This window comes from Labrenzia sp. VG12 (genome assembly GCF_002237595.1).
Lineage (GTDB): Bacteria > Pseudomonadota > Alphaproteobacteria > Rhizobiales > Stappiaceae > Roseibium.
Map to the genome: position 1 here is coordinate 4897048 of NZ_CP022529.1, position 19329 is coordinate 4916376.

Genomic DNA, 19329 nt, shown 5'->3' on the forward strand with positions numbered 1-19329 from the left:
TTCGTGCAGCCTGATGCCCACGGGGGAGAAACACGGGATCGGAGCAAATTATTCGAAAGTTTTTTGCCAGCTCGTCCGGAGAGGCGGAAGTGAGGGCCGGATTGCCGGAGCTCTACCCGAGACTTTGGCGTTTTGCCCTGTCCTTGACCGGCGAGCGCGCAGGCGCGGATGACCTTGCCCAGGCAACGGCTGCGCGGGCCCTTGAACAGGCTGCGAAATTTCAGGCCGGGACCTCCCTGTCTGCGTGGCTCTTCACCATGGCCCGGCGCATCTGGCTCAACGAAAAACGCGCCGAGCGCATTCGGGGGACCGGAACCCTGGTCCCCATCGAGCAGATTGACCTTCCGGCACAAAATCCGGACGCGGAAACGAATAGAATGGCGCGTGAAGTGTTGACCAGGGTAATGGCATTGCCGGAGGCCCAGCGAGCAACGGTGCTGCTGGTCTATGTGGAAGGTCACACTTACAAGGAAGCCGCGGCGATCCTGGAGATCCCGATCGGCACCGTGATGAGCCGCCTGGCCGCCGCGCGCCAGAAATTGCAGACTGCTCCTGACCAGCGAAAGGCCGGAACGAAATGAGTTTTCGCGTCAGCGACGAGACCCTGACCGCCTATCTCGACGGCGAGCTTGCCGAGGACGAGCAGCGCCGGATCGAGGCTGCGCTGGAGAGCGATCCTGCACTCGTCGAGCGGCTGGAAATGCTGTCCGTGCCTGTGGACGCCGTCAGGGAGGCTTTCGACACGCTGCTGGATCAGGCACCGGCCTACGAGGCACCGAAGGATGAAAAGCGCATCTCGGGCTGGGCCCCGCGCACAGCCGCTGCCGGACTGGTTGCCGCCGGTCTCCTTCTTGGTGCTCTCTGGTCGCCGTGGCAGCGTCCCTTGCCCGACACCGACTGGAAAATGGCGGTGGCCAACTACCAGGTCCTTTACGTTCCGGCCACGCTGCCAGGCAAAACGCCTGAGCAGGAAAAGGCAGTTGAGCAGCTGACAGCCCTTTCGGCTGATCTGGGGCGCAATCTTTCGGCCGCAGCCAGCGTGGACGGATTGAATTACCGCCGGGCCCAGATGCTGGGGCTGGATGGCAATCCTCTGGTTCAGATCGCCTATCTCTCCGGCGAAAACGATCCTGTTGCCATCTGCATCACCCGGGTCGACGCGTCGGCCTATGGTCCGAAGGCCGAAATGCTGGCCGGCCTTGCCTCCGCACACTGGATTGAGGACGGTTATGGGTTCCTGGTGATCGGCGGTGAGGATCTTGGCGCGGTCAAGGGAATTGCCGAACAGCTGCAGGGCCGGATCTGACACGCAGATCGTCTCGCCAGACTTCAAACAGACTGTGCCAATCTAACCGGGAAGTGCTCTAGCAAGGCAGCTCGGGCCGAAGCGTCGCAATGTCGGTTTCTGCCGGAAACCAGAACTGGCCATTGGTTTCCAGCAGCCTTTGCTGCAGGTCGGAGGCGGAAACAGGTTTGCCGAAATGGAACCCTTGCAGGAAGTCGCAGCCCATGCGGCCGGCGAAGAGTGCGTGTTGTTCCGTCTCCACCCCTTCGGCCACGATGCGCATGCCGAGGCTCTTGCCGATCCCGATAATGGAATGAACGAGAGCCCGTGACGTCTCGTCTTCCACGATTGGCTGAATGAACTGACGGTCGATCTTGAGGATGGTCGGGTTGATCTTCAAAAGGCCCTGGACAGACGCATGCCCGGTTCCGAAGTCGTCCAGGGCAATGGTGACCCCAAGCTCCTTCAGTTCGCCAAGGGTCCAGTGCACCACGTCGCCGATACGTTCCAGGTAGACCGATTCCAGGATCTCAATGGTCAGTCTTTCCGGGGCGATGCCCGAACGCTTGATGTCGTGAATAAGGGTCGGGTCCGCCAGGCGTCCGGCGGAAACGTTGATTGAAATCCGCGGAAGGTCAATGCCGGCCCTGTCGAACTCCGCCAGCGTTTCGGGAAGTGTGCTGAAGGTGATTTCGTCGATCCTCTTGAGGATCCCCATGCTCGCGGCCGTCTCCAGAAAAGCACCGGGCGGCAGCAATCCCAATTTCGGATGTGCCCACCGCACAAGAACCTCCGCACTGACGATCTTGCCGGTACTGGCGTCGATCAGCGGCTGAAAATACGGAACAAATTCACGCTTTTCGCAGGCGATCAGCAGGTCTGACACAAGCCGCTTTGTTGCAAGCGCATCGGCATGCATTTCTTCGGTGAAAAACGACCAGCGCCCCCGGCCGTTCGTCTTGGCGTGGTAAAGCGCCATGTCTGCATCGGTCACCACCTGTTCCGGAATGTCCATGCTGGCCGTTGCAATGGCAACGCCAACACTTGCGCTGCAGAAGGTGGACTTGCCCTCAAAGGCAAAAGGGGCATGCATCTCCTGCACGATCGCGTCCGCAAGGCTGCTGATGTCCAGCGCACTGTTTCCCAGCGGCCTCAGAATGACAAATTCGTCACCGCCGATACGCGCAATCAGATCCGTCTCGCTGGTCAGGCGGCGCAGCATCTTTGCAACGGACAGCAGCAACCGGTCACCGGCATCATGTCCCAATGTGTCATTGACCGACTTGAAGCGGTCGAGATCGACATAAAAAACCGCGAATTCCGTCCCGCCGTTCTGAAGCTTCTGGATCCAGGATTTCAGCTCGACTTCAAAATGCCTGCGATTGGACAGGCCGGTCAGCGGGTCTTCCTTGGACTCCTTCGCGACCGTCCTGGCCATCTCGAAAAGCCGGGTGTTCTCCTTTTCGAGGCGCTCGATTTTTTCCGCGTAATCAGCCAGCAGCTCCTGATTGGAAATTGTTGTGGCAAGCGTCGAATGCACGACCGGATTGTGCGGGGTCTCGTCCAGCTCAATCAACGAACAGAGCCACCACCGGTCACCCATTGAGGGGTCCGACAAGGGCGTCCAGCTCATCTTCTGCCAGTATTCCTCACCCGACTTCCTGTTGGTGCGGACCTTTACCGAGAAGTGCTCCCAGTTCATCAGCTTTTCGATGATGAGCAGGTGGTCGCCCTGCGCCATGCTGGTACCGATCAGGATGGTGCCGCGCTGACCCAAGATATCTCTGTTGTCATACCCGGTTATCCGGGTGAAGGCCTTGTTGCACCACTGCAGTTCCATGATTGCGCCGTCTTCGTCACTTGCGAGCGCAAGAGCCAGGCCTTCGGAGCTTTTGTCGCTGATCTGGTCGATAATCTGCGGCGGAATCATGTAAAGGTCTCTCGTCGTCACGCGCCCAGTGGAGCGTCAAGACCTTAGCCTATCGCCAAAATTGTTGCGCAACCAACAGGTTGATGGCAGGTAAGTCGTAAATAGTCCTCCATTATTGGCAAATTGCAAGTTTTAGGTGCGGGAAACGTTCGTAAAACTGGCGTGCATGTTGCAAAAATCTTCCGGAAACCTGTTCGTTTTGCTCATGCCGGAAGGTGACTGCATGAATCCTCCCGGCGTTGAAGATTTTTCCGCCCGGCGGCGAGGCGGTTTTTGTCCTTTTATTCTCCATAGTCGACTTCATGCCGGTATCCCTCTTCCCCGTGCATCTGCCAGTAAGTTTCCTTGATCCGTGCAGTCAGTGGTCCGACACCGCCGGTGCCGACCGGCTTGCCGTCGATCCGGCCGACCGGCATCACGCCGCCGGCTGTGGAGGTGATGAAGACTTCGTCCGCGGCTCTCAGGGCGTCGGCTGGCACCGGGGCGGCCTCGCAGGGCAGTGACAGGCGGGCGCAAATGTCGAAAACCGTCTGCCGGGTAATGCCGAGCAGGACGCCGGTGGGCGGCGTGGTGACGGCGCCGTCCTTGATGGCGAAAACGTTGAAGCCCGGGCCCTCCGCAATGTGCCCGGCACCATCCTGGAGAACGGCCGTCTCGGCACTGCGTTCATAGGCCTGGTAAAGGCCCTTGACCATGTCCAGCCAGTGATAGTTTTTCACCGTCGGGTCCACCGAACCGGGAGGGATGCGCAGGATATCGGTGACGGCGAGGTGCAGCCCGCGTTCCAGCTGGTCCGGATTGGCGACGGAGCCGAAGGGGATCACGAAGGCGAGAAACCTGTTTTCCGCATCGCGCGGGTCCCGGCTGAACGAGGGAGAGGTCCCCCGTGTGCAGATGAATTCCACATAGGCATTTTTCAGACCCGACAGCGCGACGCAGGTGTGCAGAATGTCCGCGATCTCGGTCTTGCTCAGGGAGATCGACATATGCAACTCGGCCATGCCGCGAAAGAACCGATCCAGATGATCGTCCAGCCGGAAAAAGGCCCCCTCCCAGACATGGGCAACGTCATAGGTCGCGTCGGAATGGAGAAAGCCATAGTCGAGCACCGACACCTTCGCCTCCGCGACCGGCAAATATTGACCGTCCTGGTAGGCAATTCCCTGCGGATAGCGGTGCGGATCCTGATAACGGGTCGATAATTCGGGCAATTTGCGCATGATTGGCTTCCTCTTGACCGGAATGTGCGTCTGATGAAAGGTTAGGCCCGATATCTGGGTGTTGTGCCCGTTCTTTGCCTGGAAAGCGGGTAGGAGCAGTCAAAATCGGTCGCAGGAGCGCGCGAAATGCCAATCAGTCTTGATGATGTCGACAAGCGGCTCTTGACCCTGTTGCAGAAGAACAACCGGCTGACGGCCGATGAACTCGGCGACAAGGTCGGCACGTCGCGATCCTCCGTGCAGCGCCGTGTGAAGCGTTTCCGGGAGGAAGGCATCATCGAGGCCGATATCTCGGTACTGTCGCCCAAGGCGGTCGGGCGTTCCATGACCTTCATTGTGGAGGTCGAGCTTGAGCGCGAGCGAACGGATCTCCTCGACGACTTCCGCCGCTCCATGCTGGCTCTGGAAGATGTCCAGCAATGCTATTACGTCACCGGCCATACGGATTTCATTCTGGTGGTGACCGCGGTCGACATGACAGCCTATGAGGAGTTCAGCCGACGCGTTTTCACTGAAAACGCCAACATCCGGCGCTTTCATTCCAACGTGGTCGTCAGCCGCGTCAAGACAGGGCTGGATGTGCCGCTCGACTGATGGGGCCAGGTGCCGGCCGCACCTCAATACCAGAAGCCCTCCCGCCGCCAGATGGTCAGATGGCCTTTCACCGGCGGGGTCGGCGTGCCGCCCCAGATGGTGAATTCCCGGCCGCCGTGCAGGCCCTTGCCGTTGGTCTGTTTCAGCGTGACATATTCATTGCATTGCGGACCGCCGCTGGAGCTCTGGCACATGTCGATCCGTGCACTGTTTTCGTCGATCTGGTCCCAGACCCAGTCGACCATGGCGACATGGCCGTTCCAGACCATGAGGTCGAGCGGCTTGACGTCCTTGATGTCGTCGATGTTGATCTTGGCGACATGCTTTGGATAGTTTTTCGGCGAGACGCCGTAATACTTGTCCCATTCACCACAATAGATCAGGAAATTGGCGAGAAAACCGATACAGTCCATGCCGAAGAACCGGTCCTGGACCATCTCCTGCAGGGCGGCCCGGTCGGACATCTTGTCGAAATAGATCTTCTTGATCTTGCCCTTTTCCTCGACATCCTTGGAGCCGTCCTTCTTGGCCCGTCCGCAGACCTCGACCTTGTATTTGTCGAGGAGTTCCTTGTTCTTCAGCATGAAGTTCCAGATCTTGACGAAGGTCTTGTCATTGCCCTGGCCCTTGAGCGCCAGATCGATCGCTCGGCCGCCGACATGCTGGTTCAGCTTGATCCGCCCGGTACTTGTCTGAAGGCCGGGATTGGTCAGGTGGTCAACGTAGTTGAACGGCAGGAAAAAGGATTCAGCCATGCTCTGTCCTTCCTTTGCAACAGGTTACGGACAGCGCCAAAACGCTGCCCGAGATCAGGTGCCCCTACATCAGAAAGACTAGCATCACGGCGCCTTGCACGGCAGGGAGGTTCGGGTATCAAAAGCCCGCTATTACGTGTCAATTGTATCTGCCAGCCGATGACAGTTCACGTTTGGGTCCCGGGTCTTGGCAATCATGCGCTGCTGCAAAAGACGAACGCAGGTTTTCCGGCGCGCGCATCGGGGCGACCCGGATGCGAGTTGCTTCGCACAGCTCGAACACTGCAAGGCGAGATGGACAAAGTTTAATTGGGTCGGTCTTTCCTTCATTCCCATATGCAGGGCGCAGATCAGGGGTGATGCGACAGGTCTCACTTTGCAGGAAACTCAGGGCCGGGTTCCGATCCGGGAACGGTCCGTTATGTGCCCTTGGCGCAAAGGAGGAACGATGTGCCAGTCTGACAAAATGCCGACACTCAGCCGGCGAGGATTGATGGTCGGTGGTCTGGTGAGTGCCGTGGGCGTTGCCGCTGCACCCGCCTTGGCAGAGACAGCCGCGTCTCAATCGGCACCGGCACCGGCATCGCCTGAAGAAGCGCTGCAGCGTCTGATCGAAGGCAACGCGCGTTATGTTGCGAATACCCCGATCAACACGGACCATTCGGTTGGCAGAGCCGCACGCGCCGAAGGCCAGCAACCTTTTGCAGCTGTTGTCGCCTGCTCCGATTCCCGGGTCGCGCCGGAAATCCTGTTCGATCAGGGGCTGGGAGATCTCTTCGTGGTGCGCGTCGCCGGGAACTTCATCAATGAAGACGGTCTGGCAAGCCTGGAATTCGGCGCAGCCGTTCTGGGGGTCAAGGTCATTGTGGTGCTGGGACATTCCGGCTGTGGGGCCGTTGATGCAACCATCAAGTCCGTTGAAAACAGGGAACTCCCGCCCGGTCATCTGCCCAGCCTCTTGGAAGCCATACGCCCGGCCGTTTATGATGTCTTGCCGGAGAAACCGGCCGACATTCTTGAAGCGGCGATTGCACAAAATGCACGCCTGAATGCGGGCAAGGCAACAGCATCAGGCCCGATCCTGGCCGAAATGCACGACCAGAACAGCCTTCGTTCCGTGGCTGCGGTCTATGATATCGGAACTGGGAAGGTCGAATTCCTCTAGGGTCTGGACCCTTTCATTCAAATGAATGGATCCTGCCCCTAGGCTGTTTCGAACCGCTTATACCCTCTGTTCCGGTAACAAAACCAATAGCGGCAAGCGCGCCGGACAGCGCTTGCCGGAGAGGTCCTTTTCTGATCTGTTTCTGCTGGTAAGGGAATTTCTCCAATTCCGGCAAAAAACGGGTCTTCCTTGCTTTCCGTCCTCAAACACAGAGACTATCGACACCTTTTCTTCGCCCAGGTGATCGCGCTCTTCGGCACTGGCCTGATGACGGTCGGGCTGGCTTTGCTCGCCTTCGAGCTTGCCGGTGACAATGCCGGTGTCGTTCTTGGCACGGCGCTGGCGATCAAGATGGTGATCTATGTTTTCGTCAGCCCGCTTGCCATTGGGTTTGCCGCGCATCTGCCGCGCAGGGCTTTGCTGGTTGCCCTGGACCTGGTACGTGCGGCCACCGCGCTGGCGTTGCCCTTTGTCGATGCGATCTGGCAGATCTACCTGTTGATCGCAGTCCTTCAATCAGCCTCGGCGACCTTCACCCCGACCTTCCAGGCAACCATTCCGGACATCCTCCCGGACGAGGATGAATATACGAATGCTCTGTCGCTCTCACGCATGGCCTATGATCTGGAAAACCTTCTGAGCCCGATGATTGCCGCGGTTCTTGTTGGACTTCTGGGCTTTCACTGGCTCTTCGGCGGGACTGTCGCAGGTTTCCTGTTTTCTGCCCTGCTGGTCGTCAGCGTAACCCTTCCCGTGGCCCGGATGTCGCAGAGCGAGCCGCCATTACAGCGGACCCTGAAGGGGTTGCAGATCTATCTGAAAACACCGCGGCTGAAAGGGCTGCTGGCCTTGAACCTGGCGGTCGCGGCCTCCGGTTCGATGGTGATCGTCAACGGCGTTGTCCTGGTGAAGGCATGGCTTGGTCTGACGGATACAGACCTTGCTCTTTCCATGGCGGCCTATGGTGGCGGCTCCATGGTGATGGCCTTGTTGCTGCCCCGTGTTCTCAGCACAGTACCGGACCGGACCGTGATGCTCGCAGGCGCTGCCGCGCTTCCGGTCCTGCTGTTCGGCTTCGCACTCCTGTTGACCGTTTTGCCGGCTGCCCTTGTCTGGCCGTCTCTTCTGATCGTTTGGGCGCTGATGGGGGCAGGCATGTCCGCCGTTCTGGTTCCCTCAGGGCGGCTCTTGAAGAATTCCGCGCATGCCGAAGACCGGCCGCTAATCTTTGCGGCGCAATTTGCACTGTCGCACGGGTGCTGGCTGATCGCGTATCCCCTTGCCGGCTGGCTTGGCAGTGTCGCCGCGCCGGGATGGACCATGACCGTCCTGGCGGTTCTTGCCGTGACCGGTGTGCTGGCCGCACGACATCTATGGCCGGAAGGAGACAGATCCGTCCTTGCCCATGAACATCCGGATCTGCCGCCGGATCACCCGCATCTTGCCGGAGGTCATGGCAAGCGGCACGCACATGCCTTTGTCATCGACAGCCTGCATTCCTCCTGGCCGGACCGGCAACCTTGATGGACTGGCTCGCCGCTCTTCAGCGCTGGATCTATGACGGCGTACGAAGCGAGATCCTGACATTTGAACAGTCCGGCAACGTCTGGCTGCTCGTCGGCATGGCGGGAACCGGCGTGATGTTCGGTGCTCTGCACGCCCTGACACCCGGTCATGGCAAGACCATACTTGCGTCCTGGCTGGCCGGCTCGAAAAGCGGTTTTGGTCGGGCTCTTTCCCTGTCGACGCTGCTTGCCGCGACCCACGTCCTCACGGCCGTTCTGATCGCCTTCTTCGCGGCCCATCTGATGGAGCGCACCTTTGTCGGCGGCGGCCGTGCACCCACCCTTGAAATTCTCAGCCGGACAATCCTGCTTGGTTTCGGCCTCTGGTTGCTGCTGCGCGCACTCTGGCCCCGCTCCCATCGACAGGGTTCAGAGAAAAGGGAGGGTCTGGGGGTTGCATTGGCGACCGGACTGGTGCCGTGTCCCTTGACCTTGTTCGTTGTGGTTTCGGCTTTGGCACGCGGCGTGCCGGAGGCCGGGCTCGTTTTTGCCCTGGCCATGCTTGCCGGAATTGCGCTCACGCTCGGACTTGTCGCGCTGGCCGCAGTTGCCGGCCGGCAGGGCTTTCTGGCGCTCGCAATGCGGCGCGGAGCCGCCATCGCGCGCGTGATACGTGGATTGAATGCCCTGGCCGGATTGCTGCTGATCGTCTTCGCCGGCCGGGAGCTGTTGCAATAGCGTTGCGCTTCCGACCGCTCTTGCAAGCGAGTCAGATCCGCATGCGCGGCACGTCGTTCGGATCGAGGCGCAGCTCGATCAAGAGCGGTGCGTCGCGGGTCTCGATGGCCGTGATCGCCTGTTCCAGTTCCTCGGCGGACGTGACGGCGACGCCCTTGCCACCGAGTGCGGTCGCGACATCGGCGAAGGAGGGCCAGTCGAACATGGACAGGCCCGGATCCATCGAGCGGTCGAGGAACTGGATATGTTCCGCGCCATAGGCGCTGTCATTGGCGACGATGACGATCAGATCCTGTTTCATGCGGACAGCAGTGTTGAATTCGTTGATGCCGCCCATCATGAAACCGCCGTCACCGGTGAACAGCACCACCGGTCGGTCCGGTGCAGCAAAGCCGGCGCCAATGGCTTCCTGAAGACCCAGGCCGATCGAGCCGAAATTGGCGGTGACGATAAAGCTGCGCGGATCGGGAGCGGAAATGCGGCACCAGACCTCTGTCATGAAGCGACCGCCATCGGTCGTCAGGATCCGGTCCTTCGGCAACACCTCTTCCAGCCGTTCAAGCGCATGCACGAAATTGACATAACCGTCACTGGTATCCTTGGCCTTCGCCGGCGGGTGCGCGGTGAGGGCCGCCATGTCGAGTTCCCCGGTGAAACCGCTCGGCGGAATTTCCGCCTCGTCCAGCCAATAGAGGAAGTTGTCCGCCGTCAGCCCGGCATCGGCGACCAGGGCCGCATCGGCATGATAATTCTTGCTGACCTCGGCCACGGTGTCATTCACCTGCACGACGCGCTTGCCCTTCATCAGGGCTCCCTTGTCGGTGGTGAAATGATGCAGGCTGGCGCCAAAGCAGACGATGCAGTCCGCCTTGTCGATCACCTCATAGGCGGCCGGGGTGCTCAACGTGCCGAAAATGTCCATGTTGTAGGCGTGGCCGTTGAAGAGGCCCTTGGCCTTCAGGGTCGTTGCCAGGGGGGCTTCCAGCCGGTCGGCCAGCTTGATCAGCTTGTCCCGGGCATCGATCGCCCCGCCACCGGCCAGGATCACCGGGCGCTTTGCGGACGCGACCATGCCGATGGCAGCGTCAAGATCGTCGCCCTCCGGCACATAGGCCGGGGCACCGAAGGCCTTGAACACCGTCTTTTCGTGGCCGACTTCCTCCCACATGAAATCGGCCGGCATGTTGAGCACGATCGGCCGCTTTTCGACCCGGGCCCGATAGAAGGCATGCGCCACGTCATGGGCGGCGGTTGCCGGAGACCGCACTTGTTCAAAGCCCGCACCGGTCACCTTGACCAACTCGCGCTGGTCGATGTTCTGGAGGTTCTGCGGGTTCATTACCGGCGTATCACCGGCCAGCAGGACCATGGGAATGTGCCCTCGGGCGCCCTCGGTCAGCGCCGTGACGCAGTTGGTCAGGGCTGGGCCATGGGTCACCGTGGCGACGCCCATCTTGCCCGAGACATGCGAGTAGGCCAGCGCCATCAACACCGCGCTGCCTTCATAGGAGACTGGCACGAAGGTCGCGCCGCACGCGCGCACATAATGATCGACCATGAACAGGTTGGCGTCGCCCATCAGCCCGAACATGGTGTCGATGCCCTGATCCTGGACCGCCTGGGCGATGGACTGATAGGTATAGCTCTTGTCGGACATTCTGGCTTGTCTCCCCGCCCTTGGTCGCGTGTGCCGCCGCCTCCGGCCCGCAATCAGTTACATTTGCAACTTTCTCTATTCGAGATTGCTCCATTGATCAAATGCTTTGCGAAACGGCGTTCTCGCCGGCCGCAGGGGCATGTCTCAGGCCACCGATTGATCAGGCATACTGGCCGAGCATCTTCTGCAGCTCTGCCAGGACCGCCTCCCTGAGACCGTCCGGTGCAACGATTTCTGCCTCGCTGCCAAGCGACAGCAGCATCCTGACGGCAAAGGGGCTGTCCTCCATCGCCAGGGAGACGGTGGCCGTCGGCCCTTCAAAGGCCGGAGAGACTGCCGGGTGCAATCCGGCTTCGCCGAGGCGCCGCAGGCCCTCCGGAGTGACCTTCAAGGTGACCTGTTGCGAATTCAAACGGGTTTCGAAGTCCTCTCGCCAATTGTCCCAGAAGGATCTGAGATTAAAATCTTCCGGACGGTTGAACCCGTCTTCCAGCAAGTCGAGATGCTGGATATTGGCGATACGGTAGACACGTATCGTTTCAGCCTCGGCAACCAGGTACCAGGTGCCGGCTTTCAACACGATCGCCAACGGCGAGACCAACCGCTCAACCTCTCCCTTCCAGGCAGAATAACGGAGGGCCAGTTTTCGCCCGGTCCAGACTGCTGTTGCAACCTGACCCAGAAATGGCGTCGCTTCTCTGCTCCGGTACCAGCTTTGCGGATCGAGCAGAAACCGGTCCGAGACGAGGGCTGCCTTTTCGCGGGTTTCCTCGGGGAGCGCTGCCAGGATCTTCTGTTCCGAGCGGGTTGCGGCAGGAAGCAGTCCGAGATCATCAAGCGCAGTCCCCAGGCCGGACAGAAGCAGGGCACCGGCTTCGTCCTCGTTGAGGCCTGTCAGCCTGGTCTGATACCCGTCAAGCAGCCGAAACCCGCCCAGGCGGCCGCGCTCCGCGTAGACGGGGACGCCGGCATAACTCAGCTGGTCGATATCCCGGTGAATGGTGCGTACCGATGCCTCGAATTCCGCCGCCAGCGCCTCGGCGGTCATCCGGCCGCGTACCTGCAGAAGCATCAGGATGGAAAGAAGTCGGGACGATTTCATGGGAACTCAGAATACATGACAATTGATGTCATGTTATCGCGATTAGCTTGCCGGCGTCACGCATTCAATTGAGGGAATTGCCATGCAGCACTCAACTGCTTCAGCCGGGCTCATCGCGCCGCAGGCGGACTTCGACTTCATGTTCGGGCGCTGGTCCGTGCTTCACCGGCGGCTCAAGAGCCGCCTCGTCGACTGTCAGGAATGGGAGCGGTTCGAAGGTGTGTCGGAAACCCGTCCGATCCTTGGCGGTGCCGGAAATCTCGAGGACAATCACATTCACTTGCCGGGCGGCGCCTACAGAGCCGTCGCCCTGCGCAGCTTTGATGAAACAAGTGGCCTGTGGTCCATCTGGTGGCTGGACGGTCGGGCGCCCCATCAGCTGGACACGCCTGTCACGGGCAGGTTTGAGGACGAGACCGGCAACTTTTTTGCCGACGATTTCCTGGAAGGGCGTCCGATCAAGGTCCGCTTCCTCTGGATCCGGGGGGCGGAACCGCGTTGGGAACAGGCGTTTTCCGCGGATGGCGGGGAAAGTTGGGAAACCAACTGGACGATGACCTTTTCCCGCCTCGCCGGATAGTCGTCCTGATCAGGTGAAGGCCTTGGCCTGGGCACGTTCAGCAAGCCCGGGCAGGACCTGCTCGACCAGCGCTGCTGACGGTCCGGCCGGATCGTAAACGGCGAACCGGTCAAGGTCGAAGGCTTCGGCGCCCGCGACTTCGTGCAGCTGTTTCTCCTTCAGGTCATCGGCAACAAGGCGCCGCGGGCAATAGGCCATGCCGCCGCGGCGCTTCAGATAGGCGAGACCCATCGTTGCATTGCTGAGGAAAAAATGCCCGGACCGGTTCTTAAGGAGATCGGACGTCGCCGCGTCATAGTGAGGCCCGAGCTGGAAATTGAGAAACAGTGGCAGGACCGGGTCCTGGATTGCGCAGGGCCGGTCGGCCACCAGCACCATATGGTCTGGTGGCAGCGGCAAGGTCTCAAGCTTTGTACCGTGGGCCCTTTCATGGGTGATGGTGAGGTCGAGTGTCTGCCGGCGAACCAGGTCTATGGCATTGTGTTCGTGATCGAAATTCAGTGTCAGCGGCAATTTGCCGAGGGTCTGTTCGGTCCAGATGGCCAGTTCGACCAGGAGGTCGTCCCAGATCGACAGCTGACATCCGATCCGCAGCGCCAGCCGATTGGAAAACCGGCGGCCGATGCTGCCCGAGATCTGCTGCCAGTTGGCGAGCATCTGTTCGGCGAGCGGTCGCAAATGCGCGCCCGCCTCGCTGAGCCGCGTGCCGCCAACACCGCGCAGGAACAGCTCTGCGTCAAGTTCGTCCTCAAGTGCACGAATGCGGCTCGAGACGGCTGCCTGCGTGATGTACAGCCGCTCGGCAGCCCGGTGAAAACTGCCAGTGTCGGCGACGGCCAGGAAGGTGGTCAGAAGCTTCAAGTCCATAGCGAAAAGTATTTTCTATCGAAATGATAAAAACAATCAGTTTTTCTAATCAGCGTGTTCTTGCTAGCGTTTCGGCAGATCGATGACGGAGGTTTTCATGCTCGACAGAACCCGCAAGCCCACCTGGACCCGGATGGAAGAGGCCAGCAAGGAAGATTTTCTGGCGGTGATGGACTACGAAGAAGCGTTCAACGCCGGCCTCGTGGACCGCATCATTGTCATGCTCAAGTCGCTCGACGAGGACTGGACGCCTTATCCGATCAATCGCTATGAGCATTCGTTGCAGTCCGCCACCCGTGCCTATGAGGACGGTGCTGAGGAGGAGATCGTCGTTGCCGCGCTGATCCATGACATCGGTGATATTCTCTCACCCTATAACCACGGCGAACTGGCAGCGGCCATGGTCCGGCCCTACGTGAGTGAAAAGACCCGCTGGATCATCGAACATCACTGCGTTTTTCAAGGCTATTATTACAACCACCATCTGGGCGGCGACCGCAACGCGCGTGAGAAATACAAGGACAGTCCCTATTACGAAGACTGCAAGTATTTCTGCCACACCTATGACCAGGCAGCCTTTGATCCGGACTACGAAAGCAAGCCTCTTGAATTCTTCGTGCCCATGCTGCGCCGGGTCTTTTCCAACAAGAAAGGCCACCTGGAGCTGAATGAGCGCGCAGACGACGGAGACCTGAAAGACGTCAACGCGTGAGCTTCAGATCTTCGCCGCCAGCAGGGCGAAGGCAGGCTGTTTCAGGAGGTTGATCGACTCGGGCCCGGAGACCCATTGCCGGGTCCGGTGGTTTTCCTCCCAGCCAGACCCGGTCAGCACCTTGCGCACCGCCATAGGGTAGACGGTGACATCGCAGGTGGCTCCCCACTTTTCGTAGGTGAAGCTGCCGAGCGGGCTGCGCCCTATGGTGCCTTCGACCCCGGCTTCCTCGCGTGCTTCGATCCGGGCGGAGGCAGCTGCGCTCAGGCCCGGTTCAACAATGCCCTTGGACACGGTCCAGTGACGTCCGCTCGACGACCCGACAATCAGGATCTGTGTACCGGCTGGGGTCCGGCGGAAAGGGATCACGGCGGACTGGCGATAGTAATAGGCCGGGCGCGGGCGAAGCTCCGGTCCGTCAGGCGCCGGAAAGGGAAAGAGATCCGGCAGGTCCTTCGGCCTTGTCACGTCTCGCAGACCGGCATGTGTCCCGCGGAGTTCCAGGCAGCACAGCGTCCCTGGCCCCGTGTCGACTTCAAGCGCCAGTTGCTGCAGCAGAAGGGTTAGAGTTTCCGGCCGGGCGACCAGAAGCGGGCGTTCGGCGCCTTCAAGACCCGGCAATCCTCCTGACGAAAGCGCCGCAGACGCTGTCAGGCCACGCGCCGTCCAGCCGGCGGCCTTGAGGGCCTTTGCCGCTGTTGCTTTGGCACGGGCGGAATGGTCGGTGAGGATACAATCCGGCCGCATGCGATTCTGGCCAAGCCAGGCGCCGATCTTCTGGGCCTGCCGCTTGCCTTTTGTGCGCAGCGGTCGTTCAGCTTCCTCGCCATCCCAGGTCTTCGCACCGGATCCGGCGCAGAGGATCATCAGTTCCAAGGCAGCCTCCTCTGCCGGGCAGTATATCGGTGCCGAGGCCGGCTGTCACACAGGGGGCGTGCTGGGAGTTGGCAACCGGTTTGGCGCCGCGCGCACTGTTTGCTATGCCTTTTCGGTTCTTGGGCCGCGCACCGGCGGCCGTCCTCCCGTCAGGAGTTTTCATGGGCGAACTGGTATTTGAGATCGAACCTGCAAAAGCGGCAGACGCGGAACGGCTTGCCGCCTTGAGGATCGAGGCGATGCGGCCGAGCCTGGAAGCGGCCGGGCGCTTCGATCCGGCGCGTGCGCGGGCTCGATTTCTGGGTACGTTTGAACCGGACGAGACCTACGTTCTGAGTGCCGAAGGTCAGCTCGCGGGATTTTATGTGCTGCGCGCTCGCGAGGACCATCTTTATCTCGATCACCTTTATCTGGCACCGGAACACCAAGGCCGGGGCGCCGGCCGGAAAATCGTCGGACTTGTCCAACAGCAAGCCCGCAGGCTGGGTGTTCCGGTACGGCTCATGGCGCTGAATGTCAGTGACGCGAACCGGTTCTACCAATCCTGCGGCTTCGATGTCGTCGGACAGGATGAACTCGATACCCGGTACGTGTGGTCACCTGAGACAAGCGCGGACTGAAGCCGACCACACCCGGCATGGTGCTCGATGTCGATGGAGGCCACATGATCCGGCAATTCGCGGTTGCTTGAATTCTCTGTGCCGGTCAGATTGCGGTGAAAAGCGCTCCGACCACGAGGCTGGTCATGACGACCGCTGTCAGCGGCAGGCGCAGCTTCGGGTACCAGGCGGGCGCTTCGCCTTTCATCGTCGCCTGGGCATCCAGAAAGAGCACGAGCGCAAATGCGGCTGCCAGGACATAAAGCCCGATCTCAAGCGGAAGAAGAAGCGCCGCCCATCCGATCAGCGACGGAACCACGCTGATTGCAAGGCGCGGGCCGCGTTTTTCCTCCGACTCGGAGGAGCTCGCAATCGCAAGACCCCACTGAATTCCGCCCAGAAACGACAGGATCACAGCACCGTAAAGGGCAAGCGCCTGGCCCGCCCACTCGCTCCAGCCTGGTGCCCCGAAGACCGTCACTGCAAGCAGCGCGACAAAAGGCAGAGCCCCGGTCCCCCCCAGCCATCGCGCCGCAATGGGGACCGCAGAGCCCTCTGTCGGACCGCCCGTACCGTCTGCTATGCCTGTTTGAGCCATGTCTCCGTTCCCTTAAAGACCAGTCAGGCGACTGCGGCATGTGCACAACCTGACCGAGTTTGTGTGCGCTGGGTATACGTTCAGGTGGCGGGGCTGGATCGGTGCCTGACCCTCAAAAAACGTGTTAGGGTTAAATCTCCGCCGCATTCCCGAGGAGGACCGAAGATGATCAAGCTGATCATGTGCCTGCATCGCCGCTCCGATCTGACCCGCGAGGAATTTCTGGACTATTGGCAGAACAAACACGGCCCGTTTTTCATGGAGAACGCGCCGGTCATGCGGGCACGCAAATATGTTCAGGACCAGACGCTTTCCTCTCCGATGAACGATGCTTTTCGTCAGTCGCGCGGTATGGCCGAGGAATTCGATGGTGTTGCCGAGGTCTGGTTTGAATCGGAAGAAGATCTGATGGAGGCGATGAGCGCGGCGGAAGGTCAGGCGCTTGCCGAGGCCCTGTTGAAGGACGAAGCCAATTTCATCGACCATGCAAGGTCCTGCGCTTTTCTGGTGCGTGAGCAGCCGTTCTGAAACAGCGAGAACCGGGCCAAGGCGACCGGACGCCGCGACCGGTCAGGGCTTCACAGCCGGCGCAGCCGCATCATGCCCAGAATGCCGAGCGCCGGGCCTATGGCCATCAGGGCAAAGACGCCCGGCCAGCCGATCAATTCGGCACCGAGCGGTGTCAGCTGCACGGTGAAGAAGGTCAGGGCAAACCCGAGGGCGGTCTGAAAACTCATCAGGCTGCCGGCCTGATCCTGTTCGGCATAATCGGCAACGAGCGCTGAAAACTGCGCGGAATCGGGCAGGATGGCGGCGCCCCAGACCAGCACGCAGAAAACCGTCAGCCAGACCGGACCACCGAAGGAGACGGCCGAGGCAAGCGCCGCGGAGCCGCTGACGGCCATGGCAAGGATCGCGATATTGGCCTTGCCGACCCGGTCGGCGGCAAGCCCGGCGAGGATACTGGCAACCCCTCCCGCTGCGATGGTCAGGAAGGCGATCAGACGGGCAAGCGACAGTGCGCTTTCCTGCGGCATGTGGGCCGAGAAGGAGACGGCGAGCGCGACGCCGATCCAGGCCCACATGGCATAGAGTTCCCACATGTGGCCGAGATAGCCTGCATAGGCGTATCGGATCTTCCGGTTGGTCCAGGCTGTGAAAATGGCCTTGACCTTCATCCGGGGTGCCTTTGCGTGGAACGGGCCAAGGCCGACAAGGAGGCACAGGACACCGCCAGCTGCCGAGGCAAGGGAGGCAACAATCAGGCTCCAGCGCCAGTCGGCCCCGCCGAGGAGGGCGAGCAGGTGTGGCGCGGCCGAACCGAAAGTGAGTGCGCCGACCAGCGTGCCGACCAGCAGGCCCCGGTCCTTCTGTCCCCAGCCGACGGCGATTTTCATGCCGACCGGATAGACCCCCGCCAGCAGGACGCCGGTGGCAAACCGGGCGAAGATCGTGACCGGGCCGCCCGGTTCAAACACGAGCAGGCTTGAATTGAACAGGGCTGCGAGAATCGCGCAGATGGCAAACACGCGTCTCGGGTCGAACCGGTCGGCAAGGCCGAACAGGGCCGAGACAATGGCACCGACCACAAAGCCGATCTGGACAGCGCTGGAGAGGGCCGCCTGGGCGAAGTCGGATATGGCGAATTCGCGGGTCAAATCGGGCAAGATGGCCGCCGACATGAACCAGAGGCTCATCCCGGCGATTTCGGCCAGCATCAACAGGCTGAGCGAGCGCCACTTTCCGTGAAAGTCAGTCGGCAAGGCCGAGGTCTTTCTGTTGTTTCTTCGTGAGTTTGGCCGCGATGATCTTGTGGGCGGCGACGATGTAAGCCTTCAGGTCCTCGTCAGACAGCGCGCCTTCCTTTTCCATCTGCACCCACTTGGCCCGCGCCAGATAGGGCGCCGGGATCAGGCCGTCCTGCTGGGGCAGGAGCGAATAGGACATATCGGAGCATTTGAAGCTGAATTTGGGATGACTGCCTTCCCCCCAGTTCGAACAGACGGCAAAGATCTTGCCGCCGACCTTCCAGACGGATGCGTTGCCCCACTGGATGACATGGGTGGTTGCAGGCAGCTGGCCGCAAAAGGCATCAAACTCGTCACGGGTCATGGAAAGGCTCATTTGAAACGGGGACCGAATGGGCAAGGGCGCCAAGATGACCGTTTGCTTCAGATCGTGCAAGAACACCTCTGATCAAAAAAACATGTCACACATTGCGGGGCTGCCGCCTCTAACCTTATGAAACCATCGCAAGGGGATGACACGAATGACGGCCATTACGGTATCATCAGAGCAAGTCGCGGCAGCGCAGGAAGGTGACCGGGAGGCGCTGGAAAACGTGCTCTCCGGCGTTCAGGACCAGATCCATCAGCTGGCCCGGCGCATTCTGGTGAACCCGGACGACGCCAGTGAGGCCACCCAGGAGATCCTGATCCTGGTGCTGACCAAACTGTCGACGTTCCGGGGGACAGCGCCTTTTCCACCTGGGTCTACCGGGTCGCGGTCCGCTTTCTTCTCAGCGCCAGGAAAATCCGGGACCGGGACCTCGGGCTCACCTTTGACGCCTTTGCGGCGGATCTGGAAACCGGTCTTGTCGCAGACCCCCGGCCGCCCCTGACGACGCCTTGCTCGTGAACGAACTGCGTGTCTCCTGCACCATGGCCATGCTGCTTTGCCTGAGCCTGGAACTGCGCCTGGCCTATGTGCTCGGTGACATCCTGGAACTGGAGCACGGAGAAGCCTCGGAAATCCTGGAACTGACACCGGCGACCTACCGCAAACGGCTTTCCAGGGCCCGCAGCGATGTCATGGGATTTACCTCAAGCCACTGCGGCCTGGTTGGCAGCTCGGCCAAATGCCTCTGTCCGCGCCGCTTGCCGGCAGCAATCAAGGCCGGTCGGATAATTCCAGGGCAGGTGCCCAATTCGGCAGGCGCGCGTGAAAATTTCGCGCAAGTTCGTGAACGCATCGGCTCTGTCATAGACAGCCTGAAGGCCTTCGAGTTGCAACGGGCGGTGCCGGAGCAGCGCTGCCCGGCCGAAATCCGCACAAAGCTTATCGAAATTCTGTCGCCGGCCTAAAGCCGACAAGCCGGCCGGCAGATCCGCCAGACATTTCTCTTTTGACCCACTTGGCACCAAGCG

General features: G+C 60.6%; 22 protein-coding genes. 12 read left to right on the top strand and 10 right to left on the bottom strand.

What is annotated here, in order from left to right; translation table 11 throughout:
- Positions 1-89 precede the first annotated feature (89 nt).
- Positions 90-581: an RNA polymerase sigma factor gene (locus CHH27_RS22695; protein WP_247646149.1), complete on the top strand. Its 492-nt coding sequence runs from the start codon at positions 90-92 to the stop codon at positions 579-581.
- Complete coding sequence (locus CHH27_RS22700; protein ID WP_094073612.1) at positions 578-1306, top strand: anti-sigma factor; 729 nt, start codon at positions 578-580, stop codon at positions 1304-1306. The genes CHH27_RS22695 and CHH27_RS22700 overlap by 4 nt, the downstream gene beginning before the upstream one ends.
- 58 nt (positions 1307-1364) lie before the next feature.
- Here the strand turns inward: CHH27_RS22700 and CHH27_RS22705 are convergent, their stop codons facing one another.
- Positions 1365-3215 (bottom strand): EAL domain-containing protein, encoded by a 1851-nt coding sequence (locus tag CHH27_RS22705; RefSeq protein ID WP_094073613.1) that lies wholly within the window; start codon positions 3213-3215, stop codon positions 1365-1367.
- A 281-nt stretch (positions 3216-3496) separates the two neighbouring features.
- Entirely contained in the window at positions 3497-4435 is a 939-nt protein-coding gene (locus tag CHH27_RS22710; protein WP_094073614.1) for an aminotransferase class IV, read from the bottom strand.
- A gap of 126 nt (positions 4436-4561) precedes the next feature.
- On the opposite strand from CHH27_RS22710, the gene CHH27_RS22715 reads away from it, so the two are divergent.
- On the top strand, positions 4562-5029 hold the full coding sequence (locus CHH27_RS22715) for an Lrp/AsnC family transcriptional regulator (RefSeq protein WP_094073615.1): 468 nt from the start codon (positions 4562-4564) through the stop codon (positions 5027-5029).
- Between the two features lie 23 nt (positions 5030-5052).
- Here CHH27_RS22715 and CHH27_RS22720 read toward each other — a convergent pair whose 3' ends face one another.
- Positions 5053-5784: a hypothetical protein gene (locus CHH27_RS22720; protein WP_094073616.1), complete on the bottom strand. Its 732-nt coding sequence runs from the start codon at positions 5782-5784 to the stop codon at positions 5053-5055.
- Between the two features lie 448 nt (positions 5785-6232).
- Between CHH27_RS22720 and CHH27_RS22725 the strand changes: the two genes are divergently transcribed.
- The 3 genes from CHH27_RS22725 (at position 6233) to CHH27_RS22735 (ending at position 9192) form a co-directional block, all read left to right on the top strand.
- Positions 6233-6949: a carbonic anhydrase gene (locus CHH27_RS22725; RefSeq protein ID WP_094073617.1), complete on the top strand. Its 717-nt coding sequence runs from the start codon at positions 6233-6235 to the stop codon at positions 6947-6949.
- 189 nt (positions 6950-7138) lie between these two features.
- Positions 7139-8473 carry an MFS transporter gene (locus CHH27_RS22730; RefSeq protein ID WP_094073618.1) on the top strand — a complete coding sequence of 445 codons (1335 nt, stop codon included), beginning with the start codon at positions 7139-7141 and terminating at the stop codon, positions 8471-8473.
- The gene (locus CHH27_RS22735; protein ID WP_198338274.1) at positions 8473-9192 is read left to right on the top strand and encodes a hypothetical protein; all 720 of its coding nucleotides are present in this window, start codon (positions 8473-8475) and stop codon (positions 9190-9192) included. The genes CHH27_RS22730 and CHH27_RS22735 overlap by 1 nt, the downstream gene beginning before the upstream one ends.
- A gap of 31 nt (positions 9193-9223) precedes the next feature.
- Here the strand turns inward: CHH27_RS22735 and CHH27_RS22740 are convergent, their stop codons facing one another.
- The gene (locus CHH27_RS22740) at positions 9224-10849 is read right to left on the bottom strand and encodes a thiamine pyrophosphate-binding protein (protein ID WP_094073619.1); all 1626 of its coding nucleotides are present in this window, start codon (positions 10847-10849) and stop codon (positions 9224-9226) included.
- 160 nt (positions 10850-11009) lie between these two features.
- Positions 11010-11951, bottom strand: a complete 942-nt coding sequence (locus tag CHH27_RS22745; protein WP_094073620.1) for a YafY family protein — start codon at positions 11949-11951, stop codon at positions 11010-11012.
- An 82-nt stretch (positions 11952-12033) separates the two neighbouring features.
- Here CHH27_RS22745 and CHH27_RS22750 point away from each other — a divergent pair, with 82 nt between their 5' ends.
- Positions 12034-12531, top strand: coding sequence for a DUF1579 domain-containing protein (locus CHH27_RS22750; RefSeq protein WP_094073621.1), 498 nt, complete (start codon positions 12034-12036; stop codon positions 12529-12531).
- Between the two features lie 9 nt (positions 12532-12540).
- Here the strand turns inward: CHH27_RS22750 and CHH27_RS22755 are convergent, their stop codons facing one another.
- Positions 12541-13398: a LysR family transcriptional regulator gene (locus CHH27_RS22755; protein WP_094073622.1), complete on the bottom strand. Its 858-nt coding sequence runs from the start codon at positions 13396-13398 to the stop codon at positions 12541-12543.
- Positions 13399-13495: 97 nt separating this feature from the next.
- Here CHH27_RS22755 and CHH27_RS22760 point away from each other — a divergent pair, with 97 nt between their 5' ends.
- Positions 13496-14110 (top strand): HD domain-containing protein, encoded by a 615-nt coding sequence (locus CHH27_RS22760; RefSeq protein ID WP_094074950.1) that lies wholly within the window; start codon positions 13496-13498, stop codon positions 14108-14110.
- Between the two features lie 3 nt (positions 14111-14113).
- On the opposite strand, the gene CHH27_RS22765 is transcribed toward CHH27_RS22760, so the two are convergent.
- A complete protein-coding gene (locus tag CHH27_RS22765; protein WP_371681861.1) occupies positions 14114-14977 on the bottom strand; it encodes an NUDIX domain-containing protein in 864 nt (287 codons plus the stop codon).
- 170 nt (positions 14978-15147) lie between these two features.
- Between CHH27_RS22765 and CHH27_RS22770 the strand changes: the two genes are divergently transcribed.
- Positions 15148-15606 carry a GNAT family N-acetyltransferase gene (locus tag CHH27_RS22770; protein WP_208988333.1) on the top strand — a complete coding sequence of 153 codons (459 nt, stop codon included), beginning with the start codon at positions 15148-15150 and terminating at the stop codon, positions 15604-15606.
- An 85-nt stretch (positions 15607-15691) separates the two neighbouring features.
- Here CHH27_RS22770 and CHH27_RS22775 read toward each other — a convergent pair whose 3' ends face one another.
- Positions 15692-16183, bottom strand: coding sequence for a DUF3429 domain-containing protein (locus CHH27_RS22775; RefSeq protein WP_094073624.1), 492 nt, complete (start codon positions 16181-16183; stop codon positions 15692-15694).
- Positions 16184-16348: 165 nt separating this feature from the next.
- On the opposite strand from CHH27_RS22775, the gene CHH27_RS22780 reads away from it, so the two are divergent.
- Complete coding sequence (locus CHH27_RS22780; protein WP_094073625.1) at positions 16349-16711, top strand: EthD domain-containing protein; 363 nt, start codon at positions 16349-16351, stop codon at positions 16709-16711.
- A 50-nt stretch (positions 16712-16761) separates the two neighbouring features.
- On the opposite strand, the gene CHH27_RS22785 is transcribed toward CHH27_RS22780, so the two are convergent.
- Together CHH27_RS22785 and CHH27_RS22790 are read right to left on the bottom strand one after the other, a co-directional pair.
- On the bottom strand, positions 16762-17946 hold the full coding sequence (locus CHH27_RS22785; protein WP_208988334.1) for an MFS transporter: 1185 nt from the start codon (positions 17944-17946) through the stop codon (positions 16762-16764).
- Complete coding sequence (locus CHH27_RS22790) at positions 17936-18295, bottom strand: MmcQ/YjbR family DNA-binding protein (RefSeq protein ID WP_094074952.1); 360 nt, start codon at positions 18293-18295, stop codon at positions 17936-17938. Before CHH27_RS22790 ends, CHH27_RS22785 begins: the two co-directional genes overlap by 11 nt.
- 157 nt (positions 18296-18452) lie before the next feature.
- Here CHH27_RS22790 and CHH27_RS22795 point away from each other — a divergent pair, with 157 nt between their 5' ends.
- Entirely contained in the window at positions 18453-18803 is a 351-nt protein-coding gene (locus tag CHH27_RS22795; RefSeq protein ID WP_157739052.1) for an RNA polymerase sigma factor, read from the top strand.
- A gap of 13 nt (positions 18804-18816) precedes the next feature.
- On the top strand, positions 18817-19266 hold the full coding sequence (locus CHH27_RS22800; protein WP_157739053.1) for a sigma factor-like helix-turn-helix DNA-binding protein: 450 nt from the start codon (positions 18817-18819) through the stop codon (positions 19264-19266).
- Positions 19267-19329 lie beyond the last annotated feature (63 nt).